Raw genomic sequence first — 19,713 nt, 5'->3', positions numbered from 1 at the left:
GCAACAGGCATGTCATGACCGACAGCGTCCCGAACAGATCCGAACATGCTGCGGCGTCCAGTGGAACTCCACTGGACGCCGTTGTCTTTGAAAAACTGATGGCCGAATTTGCCCCGTTCGAAGCAGCCCCGGTTGTGGGTGTCGCGGTTTCGGGGGGCGCAGACAGCATGGCATTGGCGTTGCTGGCCCATGAATGGTGTCGGGCGCGGGGCGGCGCAATCCTGGCAATCACTGTCGATCACGGATTGCGCGCCGATTCCGCCCAGGAAGCGCAATGGGTCGGAAACCAGCTTTCCCGTCACGGGATTGAACATGTCATTTTGCGATGGCAGGGCACCAAACCGTCGCGTGCGGTGCAGGAACAGGCCAGACGCGCGCGCTATGATCTGATGGATCAGTTGTTGGCCGATCGCGGTATTTTCCATTTGCTGGTGGCCCACCATGCCGGTGATCAGGCCGAAACAATTGCCATGCGCGAAATGCGTGGCCCAACCCCGCTGGGGCAGGCAGGCATGTCGGCACGGCGCTTTATGAAACATGCCCGTGTGCTGCGCCCTTTTTTGGCCGTGGAAAAGGTCGATCTGGTCGCAACTCTTCAGAGCCGCCATCAAACCTGGGTCGAAGACCCGTCAAATCGCAATGAAAAATTCGAACGCGTCCGGGTGCGCAACCGGCTTGCTGACAACTGCGGGCCATCATCATGCCGCGCGGATATTGCCAAGGAACGGCGGGCGCTTGAACAGTCGATCGGACGTCTTTTGGCCGGGTGCGTAACCCTTCATGTCAATGGGGTTGCGCTTTGCGACCGGTCCCTGTTCATGACCGGGCATCACGACGATACCGCACGCATTTATGCTGTGGGGCAGGTGGTTCGAACGGTTGGCGGGGCGGGCTATATGCCGGCTTTTGACAGTCTCGCGGGTGCCTTGGCGCGGATTTCTGAAAATCCGTCCGCGCGCCTTAGTTTGGGCGGATGCGTTTTGCATGCGCGCCGCGATCAGGTTTGCGTGTATCGCGAACGGGGGCGGCTTGATGGTGCGGCAGTGCATCAGGCGGTGACGATGGATGTGCCAGCGGATGTTAAAACCGGATCGGTTTGTTGGGATAACCGGTTCGAATTGCTGCTAAATCGCGCCGATTTCGGGGGCTTGACCGATCCGTGGATCGGGCCGCTTGATCTTTGTGATGTGTTTCACACAAAGGCATTTCGGGCTGCATTGCGCGAAATCGTACCATTTATTGGCAATTTGCCGCGCGCGGCCCTTGCATCCATGCCTGCACTCTACGATAAAGAAGGCTTGCGATCCGTTGGCGGGCTTGAGGTTTCGGAGCTTTCCGACGTATTATCCGCCGCCGACTGTGAACCGCCTTCGGGCAGGGGAAAATTTGCATTTGGCGGGCGATGGCGGTTTGCACCACCAGTACCTTTGTGGGAAAGTGGTTTCAAATCGTCGCCGAAACCCGACAACCTACTTGCGTAAGCAGGGCTTGTGACTATCTGATGATCAAGCCTTGCGCAGGAAGTTTTGCGTCACGGCACACATAATTGCGACCAGTAGCTTGGAATGAATATGGGAAAAAATCTCGCACTGTGGGTTATCATTGCCATCCTTTTGGTGGCCTTGTTTAACCTGTTTCAGTCGCCCTCCGGACGGTCCGGCCAGTCGTCGCTGGCATTTTCGGACTTCCTTGCCGAAGTTGATACCGGCCAGATTTCGGAAGTCACCATCCAGGGCAATAATCTGACAGCAGAAACGCGCGACGGTCGCTCTGTTAATGTTTACACCCCCGATTATCCGAACCTTGTCGAAAAACTGAACGACAAGGGTGTTCGCATCATCGCACAGCCGGAAGAAAGCCTTTCGCCACTGATGAGCGCACTGATCAGCTGGTTCCCGATGCTGCTGATCATCGGTGTCTGGATCTTCTTCATGCGTCAGATGCAGGGCGGCGGCGGCAAGGCCATGGGCTTTGGCAAGTCAAAGGCCAAGATGCTGACCGAAAAGTCCGGTCGCGTGACCTTTGAAGACGTTGCGGGCATCGAAGAAGCCAAGGGCGAACTTGAAGAAGTCGTCGACTTCCTGCGTGATCCCCAGAAATTCCAGCGTCTTGGCGGTAAAATCCCCAAAGGCATGCTGCTGGTTGGTCCTCCGGGTACCGGTAAAACGCTTCTGGCACGTGCAATCGCCGGCGAAGCAAACGTTCCGTTCTTCACCATTTCCGGTTCGGACTTTGTGGAAATGTTTGTTGGTGTTGGTGCATCGCGTGTCCGTGACATGTTCGAACAGGGCAAGAAAAACGCACCTTGCATCATCTTCATCGATGAAATCGACGCGGTTGGTCGCCATCGTGGCGCCGGTCTTGGCGGCGGTAACGATGAACGCGAACAGACCCTTAACCAGCTTCTGGTCGAGATGGATGGTTTCGAAGCCAACGAAGGCGTGATCCTGGTTGCTGCAACCAACCGTCCGGACGTTCTGGACCCGGCATTGCTGCGTCCGGGTCGTTTTGACCGTCAGATCGTTGTCCCGAACCCCGATCTTGAAGGCCGCGAACACATTCTTGGTGTTCATGCCCGCAAGGTTCCGCTGGGTCCGGATGTTGATCTGCGCACGGTTGCACGCGGTACACCGGGCTTCTCGGGTGCTGATCTGGCCAACCTTGTCAACGAAGCGGCCCTTCTTGCTGCCCGTCTTGGCAAGCGCGTCGTCACCATGGCCGATTTCGAAAATGCCAAGGACAAAGTCATGATGGGGGCGGAACGCCGTTCGATGATCATGACCGATGACGAGAAAAAGCTGACCGCCTATCACGAAGGTGGCCACGCACTGGTTGCCCTTCATACCCCGGCATCCGATCCGATCCACAAGGCAACCATCATCCCGCGCGGTCGCGCACTGGGGATGGTCATGCGCCTGCCGGAACGTGATCAGGTTTCCAAATCCTATGAACAGCTGATCTCGGATCTGGCTGTTGCCATGGGTGGCCGTGTTGCCGAAGAAATCATCTTTGGCAAGGACAAGGTCACCACTGGCGCATCTTCGGACATCAATATGGTGACCCAGTATGCCCGCAAGATGGTGACCGAATGGGGCTTCTCGGACAAACTGGGTAACGTCAAATACGTTGATAACCAGGAAGAAGTGTTCCTTGGTCACAGCGTCGCACAGCATAAAAACGTGTCCGAGAAAACGGCACAGCTGATCGATGACGAAGTCCGTCGTTATTCCGACGAGGCCTATGAATTCGCCAAGCGTGTTCTGACCGAACATCTTGATGACCTGCATGTTCTGGCCAAAGGTCTTCTGGAATATGAAACCCTGTCGGGTGATGAAATCAATGCGCTGCTGCGCGGCGAGGAAATCAACCGTCCGGGCCATTCGACCGGCGGCGGCAAGGATGCGGGTGGTGGACGTCGTTCCACCGTGCCGAGCACCGGTGGTGCCCGCAAAGACAACCCTGGCGAAGGTGGCGGGGATCTGTCCCCGGAACCGCAACCGGGAAGCTAACGAAAGAGACTGATGGACGAGATCAAAAGATCGGTCCTGCGAAGCCCCGCCGATGTGCGGGGCTTTGCTGATTTTGATGGACCGCTTTACTACGCACCTACGGGTTTCATTGACCACGCCGATGATCCCAACACGCTTCCGCTGGCCGGATCGCGCCGCGGCTTTTCTGCGCTTGAGATCATCCGCCGCCGCGATGGTGGCGGGGCCGAAAGCATGATCCTGCCGCTGCTCGCCCTTGAAGGCTGGGTTCAGAACAGCGGACGTGTCGATGAAATCAACAATGTTCTGGATCGCCTGATGGCCAAACGTCCGGAATATGCCGGGCTTGATATGGCGACATGCCATGTCATGGGCATCATCAATGTGACGCCTGACAGCTTTTCGGACGGTGGGGATTACAACACCACGTCCGACGCGGTTGCACGCGGTCGTGCCATGGCAAAGGCCGGGGCATCGATCCTTGATATCGGTGGCGAATCAACCCGCCCCGGTGCAGCCGATGTGTCCGAAGACGAGGAAATTAACCGTGTGGTTCCGGTCATTCGGGAACTCGTAGCCGACGGTCATGTGATTTCGATCGATACCCGTCATGCCTCGGTGATGGAGGCCGCACTCGAAGCCGGGGCCGCGATCATCAATGATGTTACCGGGCTTGAAGGCGACGAACGGTCAATGGAAGTCGCCGCTGCGTCGGGCAAACCCGTCATGCTGATGCATATGCAGGGCGAACCGGGCACAATGCAGGCCGATCCGCAATATGATTGCGCGGTTCTTGATGTCTATGACTATCTGCTGGATCGTATCGAAAGCTGCGAACGGGCAGGGATCGCACGTGACCGTATCTGTGTTGATCCGGGCATCGGTTTTGGCAAAACGTTGTCGCACAATCTTGAACTGCTGTCGCGTCTGGCGATCTTCCATGGTTTGGGTTGCCCGATCCTGTTGGGGACGTCGCGCAAATCCTTCATCGGCAAGATCGACCCTGATGCAGACCCCAAGCAGCGCCTTGGCGGATCTATTGCATCGGCGGTCAATGGCTGGCGCCACGGGGTTCAGATGATCCGCGTCCATGATGTTCAGGAAACGGTGCAGGCACTTTCAGTGTCCAGCTCTACCTCTATGGTATAGCCGATAAGACCTTTACACTCACTGGCTGTATAGCTTGTGATTTTTAACGTTTCGATTAAAAGGCAAGATCATTCAAAAGGTTGGGGACTTCTTACCCAACCTGATGTGGTCTTGCCTTTTTCTGTTTGGATTCTGGCATTTTCTGACCTTTGACGGTTGGGGCTTGCAGAATAGGGCACATCGTCACATACCAGATATTGAATGAATACAAGTGGCACAAAGCCACAACTCTTGGTTGGCACAAAAAAGCAAACGCGAAGGTCTTTGTATGAACGGAATTGGCGGCCTGACGCAGCCTGATTTCAGCAGCGTCACATCCGGCCGGGATGCTATGACACAGTGTGTATTTGTCGTTGAAGACAACACAGACCTGAACAAGGATCTGTGCGAGTATCTGGAAATGTGCGGGTTTGACGTCGTGGGATGTGAAACCGGCGCAGCCTTCTATCGTGCATTGGAAACCAAGCAACCCGACGCGGTTATTCTTGATATCATGCTGCCGGATGCCGATGGCTATGAACTGGCAAAACATGTCCGTAAAACGATTGATTGCGGGATCATGATGCTGACATCGCTTTCGGGCATGGATAATCATCTGACCGGTTACAAATCCGGCGCGGATGTCTACCTGACCAAAGACAGCCCGCTTTCCGTGATCGAAGCTGCCCTTAAACCGTTGATGCGCCGGACAACCCGCAGCGATGTCGACTCCGGCCCCGAACAGGCCGGACTTGAAGGCGGTTGGGTTCTCGACATGCTGAACTGGACTTTGCGCAATCCCAACGGGGATGAAGCAACCCTGACCGCGACTGAACGCACGATCATCAAATTGCTGATCGAAGCAAACGGTGCCTGGCTGACCCGCCCGGAAATCGTCATCGAACTTGGCAAGGCCGATACGGCGGAAAATTGCCGTAACCTTGATACCGCCATCCGTCGTGTCCGTCAGAAAATCCTCAAGGAAATCGGCGAAGAACTGCCGGTCAGAACGGCCTATGGTCGCGGTTATGCCTTTACCTCGACCGCAATTGTTCAGGGTGCGGCTGACGCGTCCTGACTTTTCGGGCATATCGCCCCGTTCCGGCGTCCGATACCTTGCACTGGATAGCTTGCGCCCGATGCCGTTATTTTGCTGCGCCGAACCTTTGGGGGGGGCAGCAGTGATGGCGGGGGATTGTAAATAGCCCGTCTTACGGTTCGCCCGCGCCGGCTTCTTCACAGGGCAGCAACAGACAAAGCTCGATCCCCAAACGTCCCTGGTCACGCAATTTGATCGATCCGCCATGGGCATCGACGATGCGTTGGGAAATATGCAGGCCAAGGGCACTGCGCATGGATTTGGCTTCCATGTTCTGACGAAACAGCGCATCACCGATCAATCTGATTTCGTCATCATTTAATTCCGGTCCGCTGCACGGAATGGCGATTTCAACCATCGCGCTGCTATGACGCACCACCTGGATGTGCAGTGGGCGACCATGGGCGAACCGGCGCGAAGTTTCGATCAGATTGGTAATCGCAAGCCCGATCAGGGTTTCATCAATAAAGGCCTCGAACCCGTCCGTATCGTGGCAGGTCACAAAGATTTCCGCCCCTTCACGGGTGGTGTTGGCAACGAAATCCTCCATGAACCGGTTAATCGCGACCAGTTCACGTGCCAGCGACAATTCCTGATTATCAATGCCATCCTTGCTCAGGAAAATGTCAACCAGACGGGCAAGCTTGCGGGCCTGTAACTGGATCCGTTCCAGACGATCCATCACGTCACGCGTCCCGCCCTTAAGGCGCAGCATCAACATTTCGGCCGACCGCTGAATAACGGCAAGCGGGGTGCGGAATTCATGGGACAGCATGGAAATCAGTTTGCGCTGTTCTTCGACAAGCGTCGTGGTTTCCGATGCCTGCCGCGAAATTGACAGGCGTTCGCTGTTCATATGAAACAGCCGCACCGCCATCAAAATGCCCATGCCGACAAGATGCAGCACAAGGGTATATTGATGCAGCCCGATACGCAGCGGTGTTGCATCAATCCAGCCGCTATGAACAAGCTGAAGCGTGATCCCCGCTGCGGTCGGAATGGCCAGAACAACCAGATAGGCCCAGTTGAGCCAGGAACGGATATCCTCGATCAACCGTTTGACCAGAAACAGGCACATCATGGCCATGAACAGCGCATGACTGGGAACGACATAGGTCCCGAACCACGTGTAATAGCGCCCGCCACCAGTCAGGGTAAAGGCCAGGACAAACAGGGCATAACAACATGACAGCTTGAAAATCAGTGGATGGCGTTTTCGAATGTCGGTGATGTAAAGCCATAAAAACGCGATTGCCGCATGCGACAATATGTTGGTTTCACTCAACAGGAAATCATTGAGCCACGGAATTTCCGGGCTGATTTCGCTTAGGACCAGCCCGTTGACAATCGCAACCACGGCCCCGACCGTGACAATCCAGCAGCCATAAAGCGACACCACATAGTCGCGCGCAATCAGACCAAACGTGAAATAGGCAATACCAAGTGTCACCACCAGCCCGAAAAACACATTGGTCGTCAAATTCCGATAGGTCAGGGACGTGATCAGGGCGTTGCTGGGCCACAGCTTCAATTGCATCATGTTGGTGCTGTTGCTTTGCACCCGGATATACATCTCATACTGGCCCGATATCAGCGGCGGCAGGGCCGCAATATGGGTGCCGCCCTTGTACGGGCGGGCACTTGCCGGAATATTGTCACCAAGATTTACCGTCCAGACGGGTTGATCGTCGCCCTTGGTGAACAAAAACACATCAATGAAATCCAGATAGGTTGGCGCAAATTCAAAAAGCGCCTGATTGCTGACCGGCGCATCGATGGAAAGCGCCATCCGGTACCAGATGATATCCTGCGTATAACCAAATGACGGGATATGTTCGGATGGCGCGAAACTCTGATCGGGCAGGGCAAGGATCTCGCGCAATGAACGATGGCGCGATTTGTCGACATAGGACCGGATAAACGGTGTCAGGTCGATTGCTGTTTCAAGACGCCCCGAAAGGACCACCGCACCATTTGGGGATGCGGACCCGGTTTGCGCAAATGCGGATCCGGAACCGCCGATAAATCCGCCTCCGATTCCGAAGGGCAGGGCGCAAACAATCGCAAATATCACCGCACCAACCATCATCGCGATCTTGTGCAAACGGCCCGACAGGCGGCCTGGCATCATGGTTTTGCGCATGTTACCGGTCCTCCCCGCGGGATTTGGGGCGAAACTTGCCGGGAACGCCAAGATATATTTCGTTGGTGCGCGCAATCGTAGCTTCGTGGTTATAGGGGATCTTTAGCAAAATGGTCGTGCCGCCGCGTTCACCGACACTGACCGATAATGTGCCCTCATGGGCTTCGACAATCTGGTTGGTGATATGAAGTCCCAGACCAACCCCCTGGGTGACCGAAGATTCCCGGCCACGATAAAACGCATTAAGCACATTGCTCAGATCTTCCGGGGGAATGCCCGGTCCTTCATCCAGAACCCGGATATAGACAAACCCGTTTGCCGCCCGGTTACACGCAATCCATACCGGTGACCCCGGTGCATATTTGCGGGCATTTTCAATCAGATTGACGATCGCCCGTTCCAGAAGAATGCGATCAACCTCGACAATTGCGAATTCCGAATTGATCAGATTGACGTTCTGTTCGGGGACTTCCCGGGTGCGCCGCGCGATCAGTTCGCTCAGGAAAAGGTCAATGGCGACCGGTTGGCGCGATGTCGTAAAGGTCGCGCTATCCAGTGTTTCCTTTGTCAGGAACGCATCAACCAGTCCCGATAACTGTCCGGCATTGCTGCGGATGGTGGCCAGCCGGGTATGGACCGCTTCCTGTTCGTCACGAAGATGCAGGCCAAGAATTTCCGCCGACCGCTGAATGATGGCAAGCGGGGTGCGGAATTCATGCGACAGCATGGTGATAAAGGTGCGCTGTTCCCCGGCAAGCTGGTTGGCGCGCTGGCTGTTCTGAAATGCATCCAGGCGCCGGTTGGCAAGCGCATAGGTGCGATACCCCATGGCAAGGGCCACCATGACGAGATGCACCGTCGAACTTGCCGAATAGATATTGCCGGTAAAGGCATTGATCGGCACAAGCCCCATCAACATCAACAAATGCACAATCACCGCAAGCGTCGGCACACCAAGCGCCACCAGAAGGAAACTCAACCGTGCCAGTCGCTTCTCGCGATAGCCGATCATCACAAAATAGACCAGCAACACAATCAGCAAAAAGATGTCGGGAACGAAGAACAGTTTGGCAAAATAGATATAAAGATCGGACGTCGATGTCAGGAAACCGCACATCGCCACACCGGCAAAACACATCATCACCCGGTACAGAACGCGGTTATGACGGTCCAGCTCGACAATCGATGCCCACATCGCAAGACTGGTTCCAAGCGCAAGTGCCGTCCCCGTACCGGTAACGAAATCACTGGCAAGCGGCCAAAGATCTTTGAAAATCAGTTGCGCATAACCCGACGTGCCAAGATTGATCAAAAACAGCGAAAGAATATAGCCCGCATACCAGTTGATCGCGCGGTCACGGGTCAGAACCCCAAAGGTCAGATAAACCCCGAACGCCACCAGCAAAATGCCAAGATAACTGCCCTTGAGATAACTTTCAGAACCGGCATCGGCGATGACAACGGATTCCGGTGATAGCGTCACTTCAAAAACATGCGAACTGTTGGTTCTGACCGCCATCACCAGCCAGTAATGGCCCGGGCCCAATATGGGCCATTGCGCCATATGCTTTAACCCGGCAATCGCATCGGGCCCATTGGGGATGCGATCGCCAACGCGTCCCTCCCAGATGGTGCGACCGCTTTCTTCCGACAGCACATACATCTGGATGTCATTCAGATAGGTCGCGCCAACTTCAAGATAGGATAACGCCTTGCTGTCGCGGTCATCGGCCTCGACAAGGAACGATGCCCGATACCAGATTGTCCTGTCGGTATAGCCGGGCCCCGGTGTGCCAAACACCGGTTCGAATTCGGAATCGGGAAGATTGACGACATCGGATGGAATGATGATCGACCGGTCGGTAACCATCCGTTCAAGAAACCGGTTCAGATTGACGGTGTTTTTCGGGCCATTGCCATCAAGAACAAAATGCTGGCGCAGTTCATGGGCATGGGATGGCGCTGTCCGGGAAACAAGCACACCGCAACCGATTGCCACGATCATCGCAAGCAATGCCAGATTTGTGCGGAAAACCCCCAAAATTCCCCCGGTTTCAAGCCTTTAAAACATGTCGCTTTGTGATAGCCGGTTTTTGCCATCAGGTCATTGCTTTTATCGGCCGACAAAGTGCCGGGCGCGTTAACGGATTGGTGGGTGAGTTGGGCTAAAATGCGCGCTTGCCGAACACATTGAACAGTAGCATTGAAACGTCACTTTGATATAACCGGCAATCAGAATTCATAGGACGGGCATGACCGCCCGTTGAAGAAACAGAGAAAAGAAGCATGAGCCGCAAATATTTTGGTACCGATGGAATTCGTGGAACGGCCAATACGGCCCCGATGACTGCCGAAGTGGCACTTAAGGTCGGGATGGCAGCAGGCCATTATTTCACGCGCGGCAACCATCGCCACAAGGTCGTCATTGGCAAGGATACCCGCCTGTCGGGCTATATGCTCGAACCTGCACTTGTGGCCGGTTTTACGTCGATGGGGATGGATGTGATGCTGGTCGGGCCGATGCCGACGCCTGCGGTCGCCATGCTGACCAAATCCATGCGTGCCGATATCGGCGTCATGATCTCTGCTTCGCACAACCCGTTCCAGGATAACGGCATCAAGCTGTTCGGGCCGGATGGTTTCAAACTGTCCGACGAGGTCGAACTCGAACTCGAACAACTGATGGAAAGCGACCTTTCAAGCAAACTGGTGCCGGCCAATGCCCTTGGTCGTGCCAAGCGTATTGATGATGCGCCGGGCCGCTATATCGAGGCGGTCAAATCTTCCTTGCCCGGCTCGGTGACGCTCGAAGGTCTGCGTATCGTCCTTGATTGCGCCCATGGTGCGGGCTATTCCGTCGCCCCCAAGGTTCTGCGCGAACTCGGCGCTGATGTGATTGAAATCGGCACCAGCCCGAATGGCCTGAACATCAATGACAAATGCGGTTCGACCTATACCAAAACCATGTGCGACCGCGTTCTGGCCGAAAAGGCCGATGTCGGAATTGCGCTTGATGGTGATGCCGACCGTGTTCAGATGTGCGACGAAAAAGGCCAGCTGATTGACGGGGACCAGTTGATGGGCCTTGTCACCACCCATTGGAAACGCACCGGACAGTTGCGCGGCAATGCGCTGGTGGCGACCGTGATGTCCAACCTTGGTCTTGAACGCTATCTCGAACGCAATGATGTGCGTTTGATCCGCACCAAAGTCGGCGACCGCTATGTGGTTGAACAGATGCGCGCGCTTGATTGCAATGTCGGCGGCGAACAGTCCGGGCATATCGTGCTGTCTGATTTTGCATCGACCGGTGATGGCCTGCTTGCTGCCCTTCAGGTGCTTGCCGTTCTTGCCAGCCGCGAAGGCCGCGTTTCGGAAATGAGCCGCGTGTTCGAACCGCTGCCCCAGATCCTTAAAAATGTGCGCTATTCGGCCGGTTCCGATCCGCTGTCGGACAGCAGCGTGATCGAAGCCATTTCCTCGGCCGAAAAGGCCTTTAATGGCGATGGCCGTGTTCTGATCCGCAAATCGGGGACCGAACCGCTGATCCGTGTCATGGCCGAAGGCGACGACGCCGCCAAGGTCGAAAAAATCGTCGACGGGATTGTGGCCCAGATCACCGCTGTTGCCGGCTAAGCCGTGACCGGTTGCCGGTTTGGCGTTAAACAGAACATCGTTTTGCACGGATAAAGGAAGTCGATCATGAAAGGTCGCGTCTTGATTATTGCCGGGTCCGATTGCTCGGGCGGGGCTGGTATTCAGGCTGATATCAAGTCGGTCACAGCACTTGGCGGCTATGCTGCCACGGCCATTACCGCACTTACGGTGCAAAATACGACCGGAGTCTTCGACGTTCTGGGCATCGCACCGGAAATGATCGTCCATCAGGCAACGGTAACGATTGATGATATCGGTGCCGATGCGATCAAGACCGGGATGCTGCATTCTGTGCCGGTGATCAATGCGGTGGCGGAATTCATCAAGACAAAAGCTGACGGGATTCCTGTGGTTGTCGATCCTGTGATGGTTTCACAAAGCGGTTCAAAACTGCTCGAAGACGACGCGGTTTCGGCATTGATCGAACAAATGATCCCGCTTGCAACGGTTTTGACACCAAATATTCCCGAAGCAGAAGTACTGTCAGGCATGAAAATCGCCGACGAAGGTGATATGATTGCTGCGGCGCACAAAATTGGTGATCTGGGCGCGCAGGCTGTCCTGATCAAAGGTGGTCACGCCGAAGGGGATAAAATCGTCGATATCTTGTGGCGCCGGGACGGTGATGTCGAAGGCTTCGAAGGTTCTCGCATTCCGTCTGAAAATAATCATGGTACGGGCTGCTCGCTTGCAAGTTCGATTGCAACCGGGCTGGCACAGGGCATGGGATTGAGTGATTCTGTTGCTCGCGCACGGGCTTATGTCCGTGAAGCCATCCGAACCGCACCAAATTACGGCAAAGGAAACGGTCCGCTAAACCATGCGCACCCTGTGACCGGATAGACATTTTCGTCAAACGTCGCCGGGTGCCATAAATTGGGACACTTGCGGTATGCCGGGAACTTCGTTTTTTCATCAGGCGCGAAACAATGCCTGGTCCAATCATCGTCTGTTTGGTGTGTGTCAAAAGCTCACACCGCGTGAACTCAATGCCAAACGGACGCGTTTCACCCCTTCGATCCTCGAAGCCCTGAACCAGACCCTGACGGTTGACAGCTATTATCTTGATGCCTTGCTGGATGGCGGGCACGGGCAGGGGGACCTATATTCGGGCCGTATGACACCCTTTTCCGACATCGCCGGTCTGGCGGCGGCCCAACGCGATGCCGACCATAAACTGATGGCATTTTGTGATCAGCTCGGGGAAAAGGATGCGATGCGTGATGTTGAACTTGAACGTCGCAACAATGTGGTCACACATGAAACTGTTGCCGACATCCTGTCGCATCTGTTTGTCTATCAAACCCATCAACGCGGGCAGGTTCACATCCTGCTTGCAACCACCACACAGTCGCCACCACCGATGGATGACTACCATCTTGAATATGATGCCCCGTTTCCGGCAATCGATTTCACATTGCTTCGCGGCAAAGGGGCCTGAAGGAAGAAGATGAATAAACGAATGCTACGTCGTGCGGTTCTTGCACTGGCGATTGCCGGTCTTGCTGTCGCAAGTTTTGGCAATCCCGAACGCCATATCGCCGACCTGTTCTGGTCTGATGATGCCGCACCTTGGGAAAATGTCACCGCGGTCTATACCCCTGATCGATCCGAACCGCGCAAAATCCAGATTACCGAGGCCGTCTTTGCAGATGTTGCCGCCTGCCGGGATCACGTGATGGAACTGGCCGCCGAAAAAGGCGACCCTGATCTTCAGAAAGGAAGCTTTGAATGCGCTGTCGGATTTTATCCCGATAAAAGTGCAGCGGACGGCACTGTTTCGGGGGACTATCGCCTGATCATCCGCTAGTGCAAGTTCCGTTTGGATTGAAACGGAACCTGCTCAAGGGCGCGCGCCTTACAGCACGTACCAAAGAAGGGCCGGTAGGGCGATGGCGGCAAGGAAGCTTGAACTGATGACCACACCCGCGACTTCTTCGGGTTCGCGGTTGTAAAGCTGCGCAAACAGATAACAGAAAACAGCAACCGGCATCGAGCATTGCAAAATCACAACGCCGCGCTCGATCCCGGTCAAACCCATGACTTCCGAAAGACCGACACCAACCCCGAAACCCATGCCAAGGCGCAACAGGCTAAGCGCTGTACTGCGTGCAAGGCTGACCGGGCGCAGCTTGGCAAGCGATACGCCAAGGGTAAACAGCATCAATGGAATGGTCAGCTGCCCGATCAGGTTGGTGGTATTGTAAAGCCATGCCGGAACGTCTGTATCGGTGGCAAGAAAGATGGTGGCGATCAGGGTTGCCGGAATGATCGGCATCTTTGCCAGCGATTTCAGTGAAAAGCTGCCGGAAACAAAGGCGACCCCGATGGTCAGCTGAAGCACCACATAGGTGGCAAAAAACGCCACCGAAAGCGCCAATCCCTCCTTGCCATAGGCCAGCATGCAAAGCGGCAAGCCGACATTGCCGACATTCGGCCAGGTCAGCGACTGCAAATATGTCCGCGGCGACAGCTTGAAAACCTTCAGGATCGGCCATCCGATCAGGGCAAAAAGAATATTGGCCGCAAGTGCTGCTGTCCCCATCAGGATCAGCGTATCCCCACCCAGTTCGACCGTTGCAAGGGCGGCAAATGTCAAACACGGTGTTGCAAAATAGGTGACGATGGATGTCACAAGATTGGTGTCAAAATGCTTGCCTGCACGGGCCCAGAAATAGCCAAGTCCAGCGGTGATAAAGACGGGCGCCAGAATGGCTAGGATATCGGCAAACATTGGATACGTATTCCTGATCAGGTTCTTTTAACCAGAACCTGTCATGGCAGACGGCCTTCCTGCAAGTGAATAATGGTAATACCACTTTGTTTTTCGCGCTGAGGAATGCAGGGTGGCTTTTCCCGGCGATCTTGCCATATTGGCTGGGGGCTGAACCTGATTGACTGTTTAAAATGGGCTCAGGCCCCAAGCTTGCAGTATTGTTACTTGCGGTACTGTTGCCCCAGATTGATTGCGTAAAAGGTTCCTGATGCAAAACCCTTCCGATGATCCTGTCAAACGTCACCTGATTGATCCGGCCCCGCGGTTTCGCGATCGCCGCAATCTGTTGCCGGCGGTTTTTCTGGATCGGGACGGCGTGATCAATGAAGAAGTTCATTACCTGTCACGCATCGAAGATTTGCGCCTGATTGATGGTGTCGCTGACGCCATTCGCAAACTGAACGATGCCGGCATTCCGGTGATCGTTGTGACCAACCAGTCCGGTGTTGCGCGCGGTTATATTACCGAAGACCAGCTTTTTGATATTCACAAGGCGATGGTTGCGATGCTTGCCGAACAACATGCATCCCTTCAGGGGATTTTCTATTCGCCTTATCACGAAAAGGGCGAAGGCGATTATCGTCGCGAAACGACCTGTCGCAAACCCGAACCGGGCATGTTGCTGGCCGCGGCCGATGAATTTGCGATTTCACTGCCTGACAGCGTGCTGGTGGGCGATCGCATTAATGATATCCGCGCCGGTCATGCCGCGGGGGCACGTGCCATCATGGTGCGAACCGGGCACGGGGCCAAGGAAACCAGACAACCGGAATCATCAGAAGCCGACTTCATCGCCGATGATCTGGCCGCTGCTGTTGATGAAATTCTGCGCTCGATGATCGTCCGTTAGGCCGCGTGCGCCGTCTGAGTATCGGCAGGCGCGCGCATGGTATGTTGCCGATCCGGCCTGTTATTTGGCCAGACACCAGTTTTGCCACATCTCGCGACAGGCTTCCTCGAACTCGCGGGCGACTGCCGGGCCGTGGAATGCCTTGCTGTTGCGGATGCGTTCACGCATGTTTTCCCGGATGCTGGCCAGCGCCTTAAGATCGGAACTCAGCATGATACATTTATCGACATAGCCCTTCTCGGTCTGGGCACATAATGCTTCAAGCCCGATATCACCCAGCAATGCCAGTCCCATACGGGATCCCGGCAAGTCGCTTGCAAGCGATACAAACGGCACCCCGAACCACAACATGTCGAAATAATTCTCGATCGAAATCGCCGGGAATGGCGCCAGTCCGATATCAATCTGGGCAAACAGGGCAGGGCGGTCTTCTTTGGCGACAGCCCCGGCAAGATCAAGCCGGTCGCGCTTGATCCCGGCCTGACGGGTACGGTCAAGAAACGTCTTGGCGGCATAACTGTCTTCAAGAACATCATCCTGGATGACAATGCGGCTGTTTTTGACCTTGTTCAGGATACGCGCAAAGCAATTGAGTGTTTCATCACTGATATTGGCAACCCGGTCGATGCAGCCAAACCGGATAATATCATCGCCCACCGCGGCAGGAAGCGGACTGACAGGAAGCGCGTCATCATATTCATCAGGAAGATACGGCCCAAGTTCAAGCTTCTGCGGACGTTCGGAGAACAGCTTGTTGGCGGCAAGCTTGCCACTGAACATTTCCTTGTGTCCGATCAGATAATCGATCTGGGCGATACCTGTTGTGATCGGCGACAGGCTGGCTTGAACCGGGGCGGCATAAAGCGCGAAAACCTCGATCGGTTGGGTCGGATGAATGCCGCAAACATCAATCAGGATATCGACCTTGTCCTTGCGGATGCGGTCGGCGATTTGCATCGGGTCCTGTCCGAACACCTCGCGCCAGCCATCTGCCATGACCTGCCAGGACCGGGTGACATCATCGGGGCGCGGTGTTGCGCAATACAGGAACAGTTCGATCTCGTGGCGGTTCAGATGACGTGCCAGGGGCCGCAAAAGCCCGTGGGTCGCGTGATCACAAAAGAACGGCGACAGCCACCCGATGCGCAACCGCTTGTCGGCTTGTCTGATATTGGCAAAGCTGGGCTTGGCCGCAATCGGCATATGATGCTTTGCCCAGTTCTTGGCTGCCTTGGCGTGGTCTGTGCCGTCTGTTGAGCCAAGCTTGGCCTTTGTTCGGACCAAAAGCGCATCTGCGGTCGCATGGTCCGGGTCCGTTGCCAGGATCCCTTCAAGAAGGGCGATGGTCTCAGTCAGGTCACCGCATTTAAGGGTAATATCGGCCAGAACCAGATCAATATCCGAGGTCCGGGTGGCAAGCTGGCGCGCCGTTTTCAAAAGGGCGATTGCCTTGGCATATTGGCCTTGATGGGCAAGGGCCTGTCCAAGTCCGCGCAAACCGGGAACGAATTTGGCATTGATGCTCAGGGCGCGCTGATAAAGTTCCTGTGCCGGTTTCGGATAGCCCAGCCGCAAATAGGCCCCGCCAACCCGGCAAATCAGGTCCGGTGAAATTCCGGCGGCCTGGGCGGCATGTTCAAGGGACGTCAGGGCGGCTTCTTCCTGGCCGAGTGCATGCAATGCATCCCCGAACAGAAGCAACCCTTCATAATGGTCGGGTTTAAGACCCAGCAACCGCCCCAGAAGGTCGACCGCCTGGCCAAGATGGCCGCGCGGTATCTCAAGACGCGCCAGATGATAAAGGGCGGTGGGGAAATCCCCATGATAGCTGATGGCCTGCTTGAACTGATCGATGGCCTTTTCGATCTGGCCCGAACTTTCAAGCGCGATGGCATAATTGCACCGGGCGGCCGGATTGGCGCCAAAGCTCGATAAACAGCTTTCAAACAGGTCAATCGCTTCGCCATGGCGGCCCTGTCCGGTCAGAAGGGTCGCCAGAAGATGCTCTGCCTCTGCATTGTTGGGCGCGATATCAAGAACCTGGCGATAGATCTTCTCGGCCTCGTCTGGCCGGTTCCCCTCATGCGCGCTAAGTCCGCGTCGCAACAATGTCTTGAGTTGGTCCGACATCTGGGTGCGCTTCTCCGCCTGATCTTCTCATTCCGAATGGATGACTGACCCCCGACATTAAAGGGTTACGGGACACCTTTAAAGTAGACAGTTCTGACATGCCATCAGTCGTTTGCCCAAAAGGCAAAAAAAGAACCCCGAACCGCTACAGGTCCGGGGTGAGAATGGGAGTGGGAGAATCGCCTGGCGGCGATAATCATCCACTAAGATATGGATTGTTCAGGTAAAGATCGCCTATCCAAGGGGATAGTATTCTTGGTATTTGGGATAGGTACTTCATAATAAGGTAATGTAAATTGTGAACTGGGTCACAAAATTGGCCCTGATGGACGATCAAGGCGCTTCGCGCAGGTGCGGGGCATTCCCGATCGGACGTTTCGGCGGGTCTTTGCATTGTCCGATGTATCAATCGTACCAAATGTTCGGGTCTGGTGAAATTTTCAGGCAAAAAACTGTCAAAAAGCGCGAATACTGTGCTAGAACGCGAGTATATTAAAGAAACGTACCCCGCGAAAAAGAGAGGTTCCTTCCATGCCGGAATATCGGTCCCGTACAACAACCCATGGCCGCAACATGGCCGGTGCGCGCGGCCTTTGGCGCGCCACTGGTATGAAAGATGAAGACTTCGACAAGCCGATCATCGCGGTCGTCAACAGCTTCACCCAGTTCGTGCCCGGTCACGTCCATCTCAAGGATCTCGGCCAGATGGTCGCCCGCGAGATCGAGGCTGCCGGCGGTGTCGCCAAGGAATTCAATACCATTGCGGTCGATGATGGCATCGCGATGGGCCATGACGGCATGCTTTACAGCTTGCCGTCGCGCGAAATCATTGCCGATTCCGTTGAATATATGGTCAATGCCCATTGCGCCGATGCGATGGTTTGCATTTCCAACTGTGACAAGATCACGCCCGGGATGCTGATGGCTGCAATGCGCCTGAATATTCCGGCGGTCTTTGTTTCCGGTGGCCCGATGGAGGCCGGCAAGGTCGTCCTGAATGGCGAAGAACATCACCTTGATCTGGTTGATGCGATGGTTCAGGCCGCCGACCCGAAAATTTCCGATGAACAGGTCAAAACCGTTGAACGTTCTGCCTGCCCGACCTGCGGGTCGTGCTCGGGCATGTTCACGGCAAACTCGATGAACTGCCTGGCCGAGGCCCTTGGCCTTGCATTGCCGGGTAACGGTTCGGTTCTGGCAACCCATGCCGCCCGTAAGGAGCTATTCCTCGAAGCGGCCCGTACCTCGGTCAAGCTGGCACGTCGTTATTACGAAGAAGAAGATGTCACTGCGACCCCGCGCGGTATCGCCACGTTCGAGGCGTTTGAAAACGCCATGGCGCTTGATATCGCAATGGGTGGGTCGACCAACACGGTTCTCCATCTTCTCGCGATTGCCAAGGAAGCCGAAGTCAATTTCACCATGGCCGATATGGATCGCCTGTCGCGCAAGATCCCCTATCTGTCCAAGGTCGCGCCGAACCATCCGAAATTCCACATGGAAGACGTCCATCGTGCGGGTGGCATCATGCGCATTCTGGGTGAACTTGATCGTGCCGGGTTGCTGCATACCGATGTTTCAACCGTCCATACCAAAACCATGGCTGATGCCCTTGCAAAGTGGGACATCAAACGCACCACCAACGAGGCGGTCCACAAATTCTATCGCGCCATGCCCGGCGGTATCCCGACCCAGACCGCGTTCAGTCAGGAACGCTACTGGGATGACCTTGATCTTGATGAAAAGGAAGGCTGCGTTCGTGACGTTGCTCATGCCTATAGTCAGGATGGCGGTCTTGCGGTTCTGTTTGGCAACCTTGCGGTCAATGGTTGCATAGTCAAGACCGGTGGCGTGGATGAAAGCATCCTGAAATTCACCGGCCCGGCCGTGATTTGCGAAAGTCAGGACGAAGCCGTCGCCAAGGTTCTCGGTGGCGAGGTCAAGGAAGGCGATGTTGTCGTCATCCGTTACGAAGGCCCCAAAGGCGGTCCGGGCATGCAGGAAATGCTCTATCCGACCAGCTACCTGAAATCGATGGGGCTGGGCAAGGCCTGTGCGCTGATCACCGATGGTCGTTTCTCGGGCGGGACCTCCGGTCTTTCGATTGGTCACGTCTCCCCCGAAGCTGCGGCTGGTGGCGATATCGCGCTGGTCGAACCGGGTGATATGATCGAAATCGACATCCCGAACCGCACGATCAAGATTGCGGTTGATGACGCAACCCTTGCCGCCCGCCGTCAGGCAATGGAAGCCAAGGGGCCAGAAGCATGGCGCCCGGCCAAACCGCGCAAACGCAAAGTCACAACCGCCCTTCGCGCCTATGCCGCCATGGCAACCAGTGCCGATCAGGGGGCTGTGCGCGACGTAACCCAGGTCGAATTCTGATTTTCGACCGGCATGAACCAAAACAAAAGGGCCCCAATTCGGGGCCCTTTTTTCATG

14 protein-coding genes are annotated in these 19,713 nt (G+C 55.4%); 10 read left to right on the top strand and 4 right to left on the bottom strand.

From position 1 onward, the window contains the following. The first annotated feature begins 14 nt into the window (after window positions 1–14). From tilS to AUQ42_RS05560, 4 genes are all read left to right on the top strand, one after another. Window positions 15–1,481, top strand: coding sequence for a tRNA lysidine(34) synthetase TilS (gene tilS / locus AUQ42_RS05575; RefSeq protein ID WP_068518110.1), 1,467 nt, complete (start codon window positions 15–17; stop codon window positions 1,479–1,481). Window positions 1,482–1,565: 84 nt separating this feature from the next. Beyond that, window positions 1,566–3,509, top strand: a complete 1,944-nt coding sequence (gene ftsH, locus AUQ42_RS05570; RefSeq protein WP_068518109.1) for an ATP-dependent zinc metalloprotease FtsH — start codon at window positions 1,566–1,568, stop codon at window positions 3,507–3,509. A gap of 12 nt (window positions 3,510–3,521) precedes the next feature. Beyond that, window positions 3,522–4,637 carry a dihydropteroate synthase gene (folP, locus tag AUQ42_RS05565; protein ID WP_068518108.1) on the top strand — a complete coding sequence of 372 codons (1,116 nt, stop codon included), beginning with the start codon at window positions 3,522–3,524 and terminating at the stop codon, window positions 4,635–4,637. Between the two features lie 331 nt (window positions 4,638–4,968). Continuing rightward, entirely contained in the window at window positions 4,969–5,694 is a 726-nt protein-coding gene (locus tag AUQ42_RS05560) for a response regulator transcription factor (protein WP_228195907.1), read from the top strand. A 133-nt stretch (window positions 5,695–5,827) separates the two neighbouring features. On the opposite strand, the gene AUQ42_RS05555 is transcribed toward AUQ42_RS05560, so the two are convergent. Then, window positions 5,828–7,858: a 7TM-DISM domain-containing protein gene (locus AUQ42_RS05555; protein WP_068518106.1), complete on the bottom strand. Its 2,031-nt coding sequence runs from the start codon at window positions 7,856–7,858 to the stop codon at window positions 5,828–5,830. Window position 7,859: 1 nt separating this feature from the next. After that, window positions 7,860–9,899, bottom strand: coding sequence for a sensor histidine kinase (locus AUQ42_RS05550; protein WP_068518105.1), 2,040 nt, complete (start codon window positions 9,897–9,899; stop codon window positions 7,860–7,862). 245 nt (window positions 9,900–10,144) lie between these two features. On the opposite strand from AUQ42_RS05550, the gene glmM reads away from it, so the two are divergent. The 4 genes from glmM (at window position 10,145) to AUQ42_RS05530 (ending at window position 13,325) form a co-directional block, all read left to right on the top strand. Beyond that, on the top strand, window positions 10,145–11,494 hold the full coding sequence (gene glmM / locus AUQ42_RS05545) for a phosphoglucosamine mutase (protein WP_068518104.1): 1,350 nt from the start codon (window positions 10,145–10,147) through the stop codon (window positions 11,492–11,494). 66 nt (window positions 11,495–11,560) lie between these two features. Continuing rightward, complete coding sequence (gene thiD / locus AUQ42_RS05540; protein WP_068518103.1) at window positions 11,561–12,358, top strand: bifunctional hydroxymethylpyrimidine kinase/phosphomethylpyrimidine kinase; 798 nt, start codon at window positions 11,561–11,563, stop codon at window positions 12,356–12,358. Window positions 12,359–12,407: 49 nt separating this feature from the next. Further along, on the top strand, window positions 12,408–12,956 hold the full coding sequence (locus AUQ42_RS05535; protein WP_068518102.1) for a DinB family protein: 549 nt from the start codon (window positions 12,408–12,410) through the stop codon (window positions 12,954–12,956). 9 nt (window positions 12,957–12,965) lie between these two features. Further along, window positions 12,966–13,325: a hypothetical protein gene (locus AUQ42_RS05530; protein ID WP_156480842.1), complete on the top strand. Its 360-nt coding sequence runs from the start codon at window positions 12,966–12,968 to the stop codon at window positions 13,323–13,325. A gap of 48 nt (window positions 13,326–13,373) precedes the next feature. Here the strand turns inward: AUQ42_RS05530 and AUQ42_RS05525 are convergent, their stop codons facing one another. Beyond that, on the bottom strand, window positions 13,374–14,249 hold the full coding sequence (locus AUQ42_RS05525; protein WP_068518100.1) for an AEC family transporter: 876 nt from the start codon (window positions 14,247–14,249) through the stop codon (window positions 13,374–13,376). 250 nt (window positions 14,250–14,499) lie between these two features. On the opposite strand from AUQ42_RS05525, the gene AUQ42_RS05520 reads away from it, so the two are divergent. Then, entirely contained in the window at window positions 14,500–15,141 is a 642-nt protein-coding gene (locus AUQ42_RS05520) for a D-glycero-beta-D-manno-heptose 1,7-bisphosphate 7-phosphatase (protein ID WP_068518099.1), read from the top strand. Window positions 15,142–15,201: 60 nt separating this feature from the next. On the opposite strand, the gene AUQ42_RS05515 is transcribed toward AUQ42_RS05520, so the two are convergent. Further along, window positions 15,202–17,271, bottom strand: a complete 2,070-nt coding sequence (locus AUQ42_RS05515; protein ID WP_068518098.1) for a tetratricopeptide repeat protein — start codon at window positions 17,269–17,271, stop codon at window positions 15,202–15,204. A 531-nt stretch (window positions 17,272–17,802) separates the two neighbouring features. Between AUQ42_RS05515 and ilvD the strand changes: the two genes are divergently transcribed. Then, window positions 17,803–19,656, top strand: a complete 1,854-nt coding sequence (ilvD, locus tag AUQ42_RS05510; protein ID WP_068518097.1) for a dihydroxy-acid dehydratase — start codon at window positions 17,803–17,805, stop codon at window positions 19,654–19,656. The last annotated feature ends 57 nt before the right edge of the window (window positions 19,657–19,713 follow it).

Origin of the sequence: Thalassospira sp. MCCC 1A02491 (genome assembly GCF_001613785.1) — a bacterium.
GTDB lineage: Bacteria > Pseudomonadota > Alphaproteobacteria > Rhodospirillales > Thalassospiraceae > Thalassospira > Thalassospira povalilytica.
Note: the sequence above shows the minus strand (reverse complement) of the source record. Positions and strands in the feature narration are given on the sequence as shown.

Bases quoted from the DNA above. Each gene is read 5' to 3' on its own strand.
- tilS (WP_068518110.1), top strand. From the start codon at position 15: ATGACCGACAGCGTCCCGAACAGATCCGAACATGCTGCGGCGTCCAGT.
- ftsH (WP_068518109.1), top strand. From the start codon at position 1,566: ATGAATATGGGAAAAAATCTCGCACTGTGGGTTATCATTGCCATCCTT.
- folP (WP_068518108.1), top strand. From the start codon at position 3,522: ATGGACGAGATCAAAAGATCGGTCCTGCGAAGCCCCGCCGATGTGCGG.
- AUQ42_RS05560 (WP_228195907.1), top strand. From the start codon at position 4,969: ATGACACAGTGTGTATTTGTCGTTGAAGACAACACAGACCTGAACAAG.
- AUQ42_RS05555 (WP_068518106.1), bottom strand. From the start codon at position 7,858: ATGCGCAAAACCATGATGCCAGGCCGCCTGTCGGGCCGTTTGCACAAG.
- glmM (WP_068518104.1), top strand. From the start codon at position 10,145: ATGAGCCGCAAATATTTTGGTACCGATGGAATTCGTGGAACGGCCAAT.
- thiD (WP_068518103.1), top strand. From the start codon at position 11,561: ATGAAAGGTCGCGTCTTGATTATTGCCGGGTCCGATTGCTCGGGCGGG.
- AUQ42_RS05535 (WP_068518102.1), top strand. From the start codon at position 12,408: ATGCCGGGAACTTCGTTTTTTCATCAGGCGCGAAACAATGCCTGGTCC.
- AUQ42_RS05530 (WP_156480842.1), top strand. From the start codon at position 12,966: ATGAATAAACGAATGCTACGTCGTGCGGTTCTTGCACTGGCGATTGCC.
- AUQ42_RS05525 (WP_068518100.1), bottom strand. From the start codon at position 14,249: ATGTTTGCCGATATCCTAGCCATTCTGGCGCCCGTCTTTATCACCGCT.
- AUQ42_RS05520 (WP_068518099.1), top strand. From the start codon at position 14,500: ATGCAAAACCCTTCCGATGATCCTGTCAAACGTCACCTGATTGATCCG.
- AUQ42_RS05515 (WP_068518098.1), bottom strand. From the start codon at position 17,271: ATGTCGGACCAACTCAAGACATTGTTGCGACGCGGACTTAGCGCGCAT.
- ilvD (WP_068518097.1), top strand. From the start codon at position 17,803: ATGCCGGAATATCGGTCCCGTACAACAACCCATGGCCGCAACATGGCC.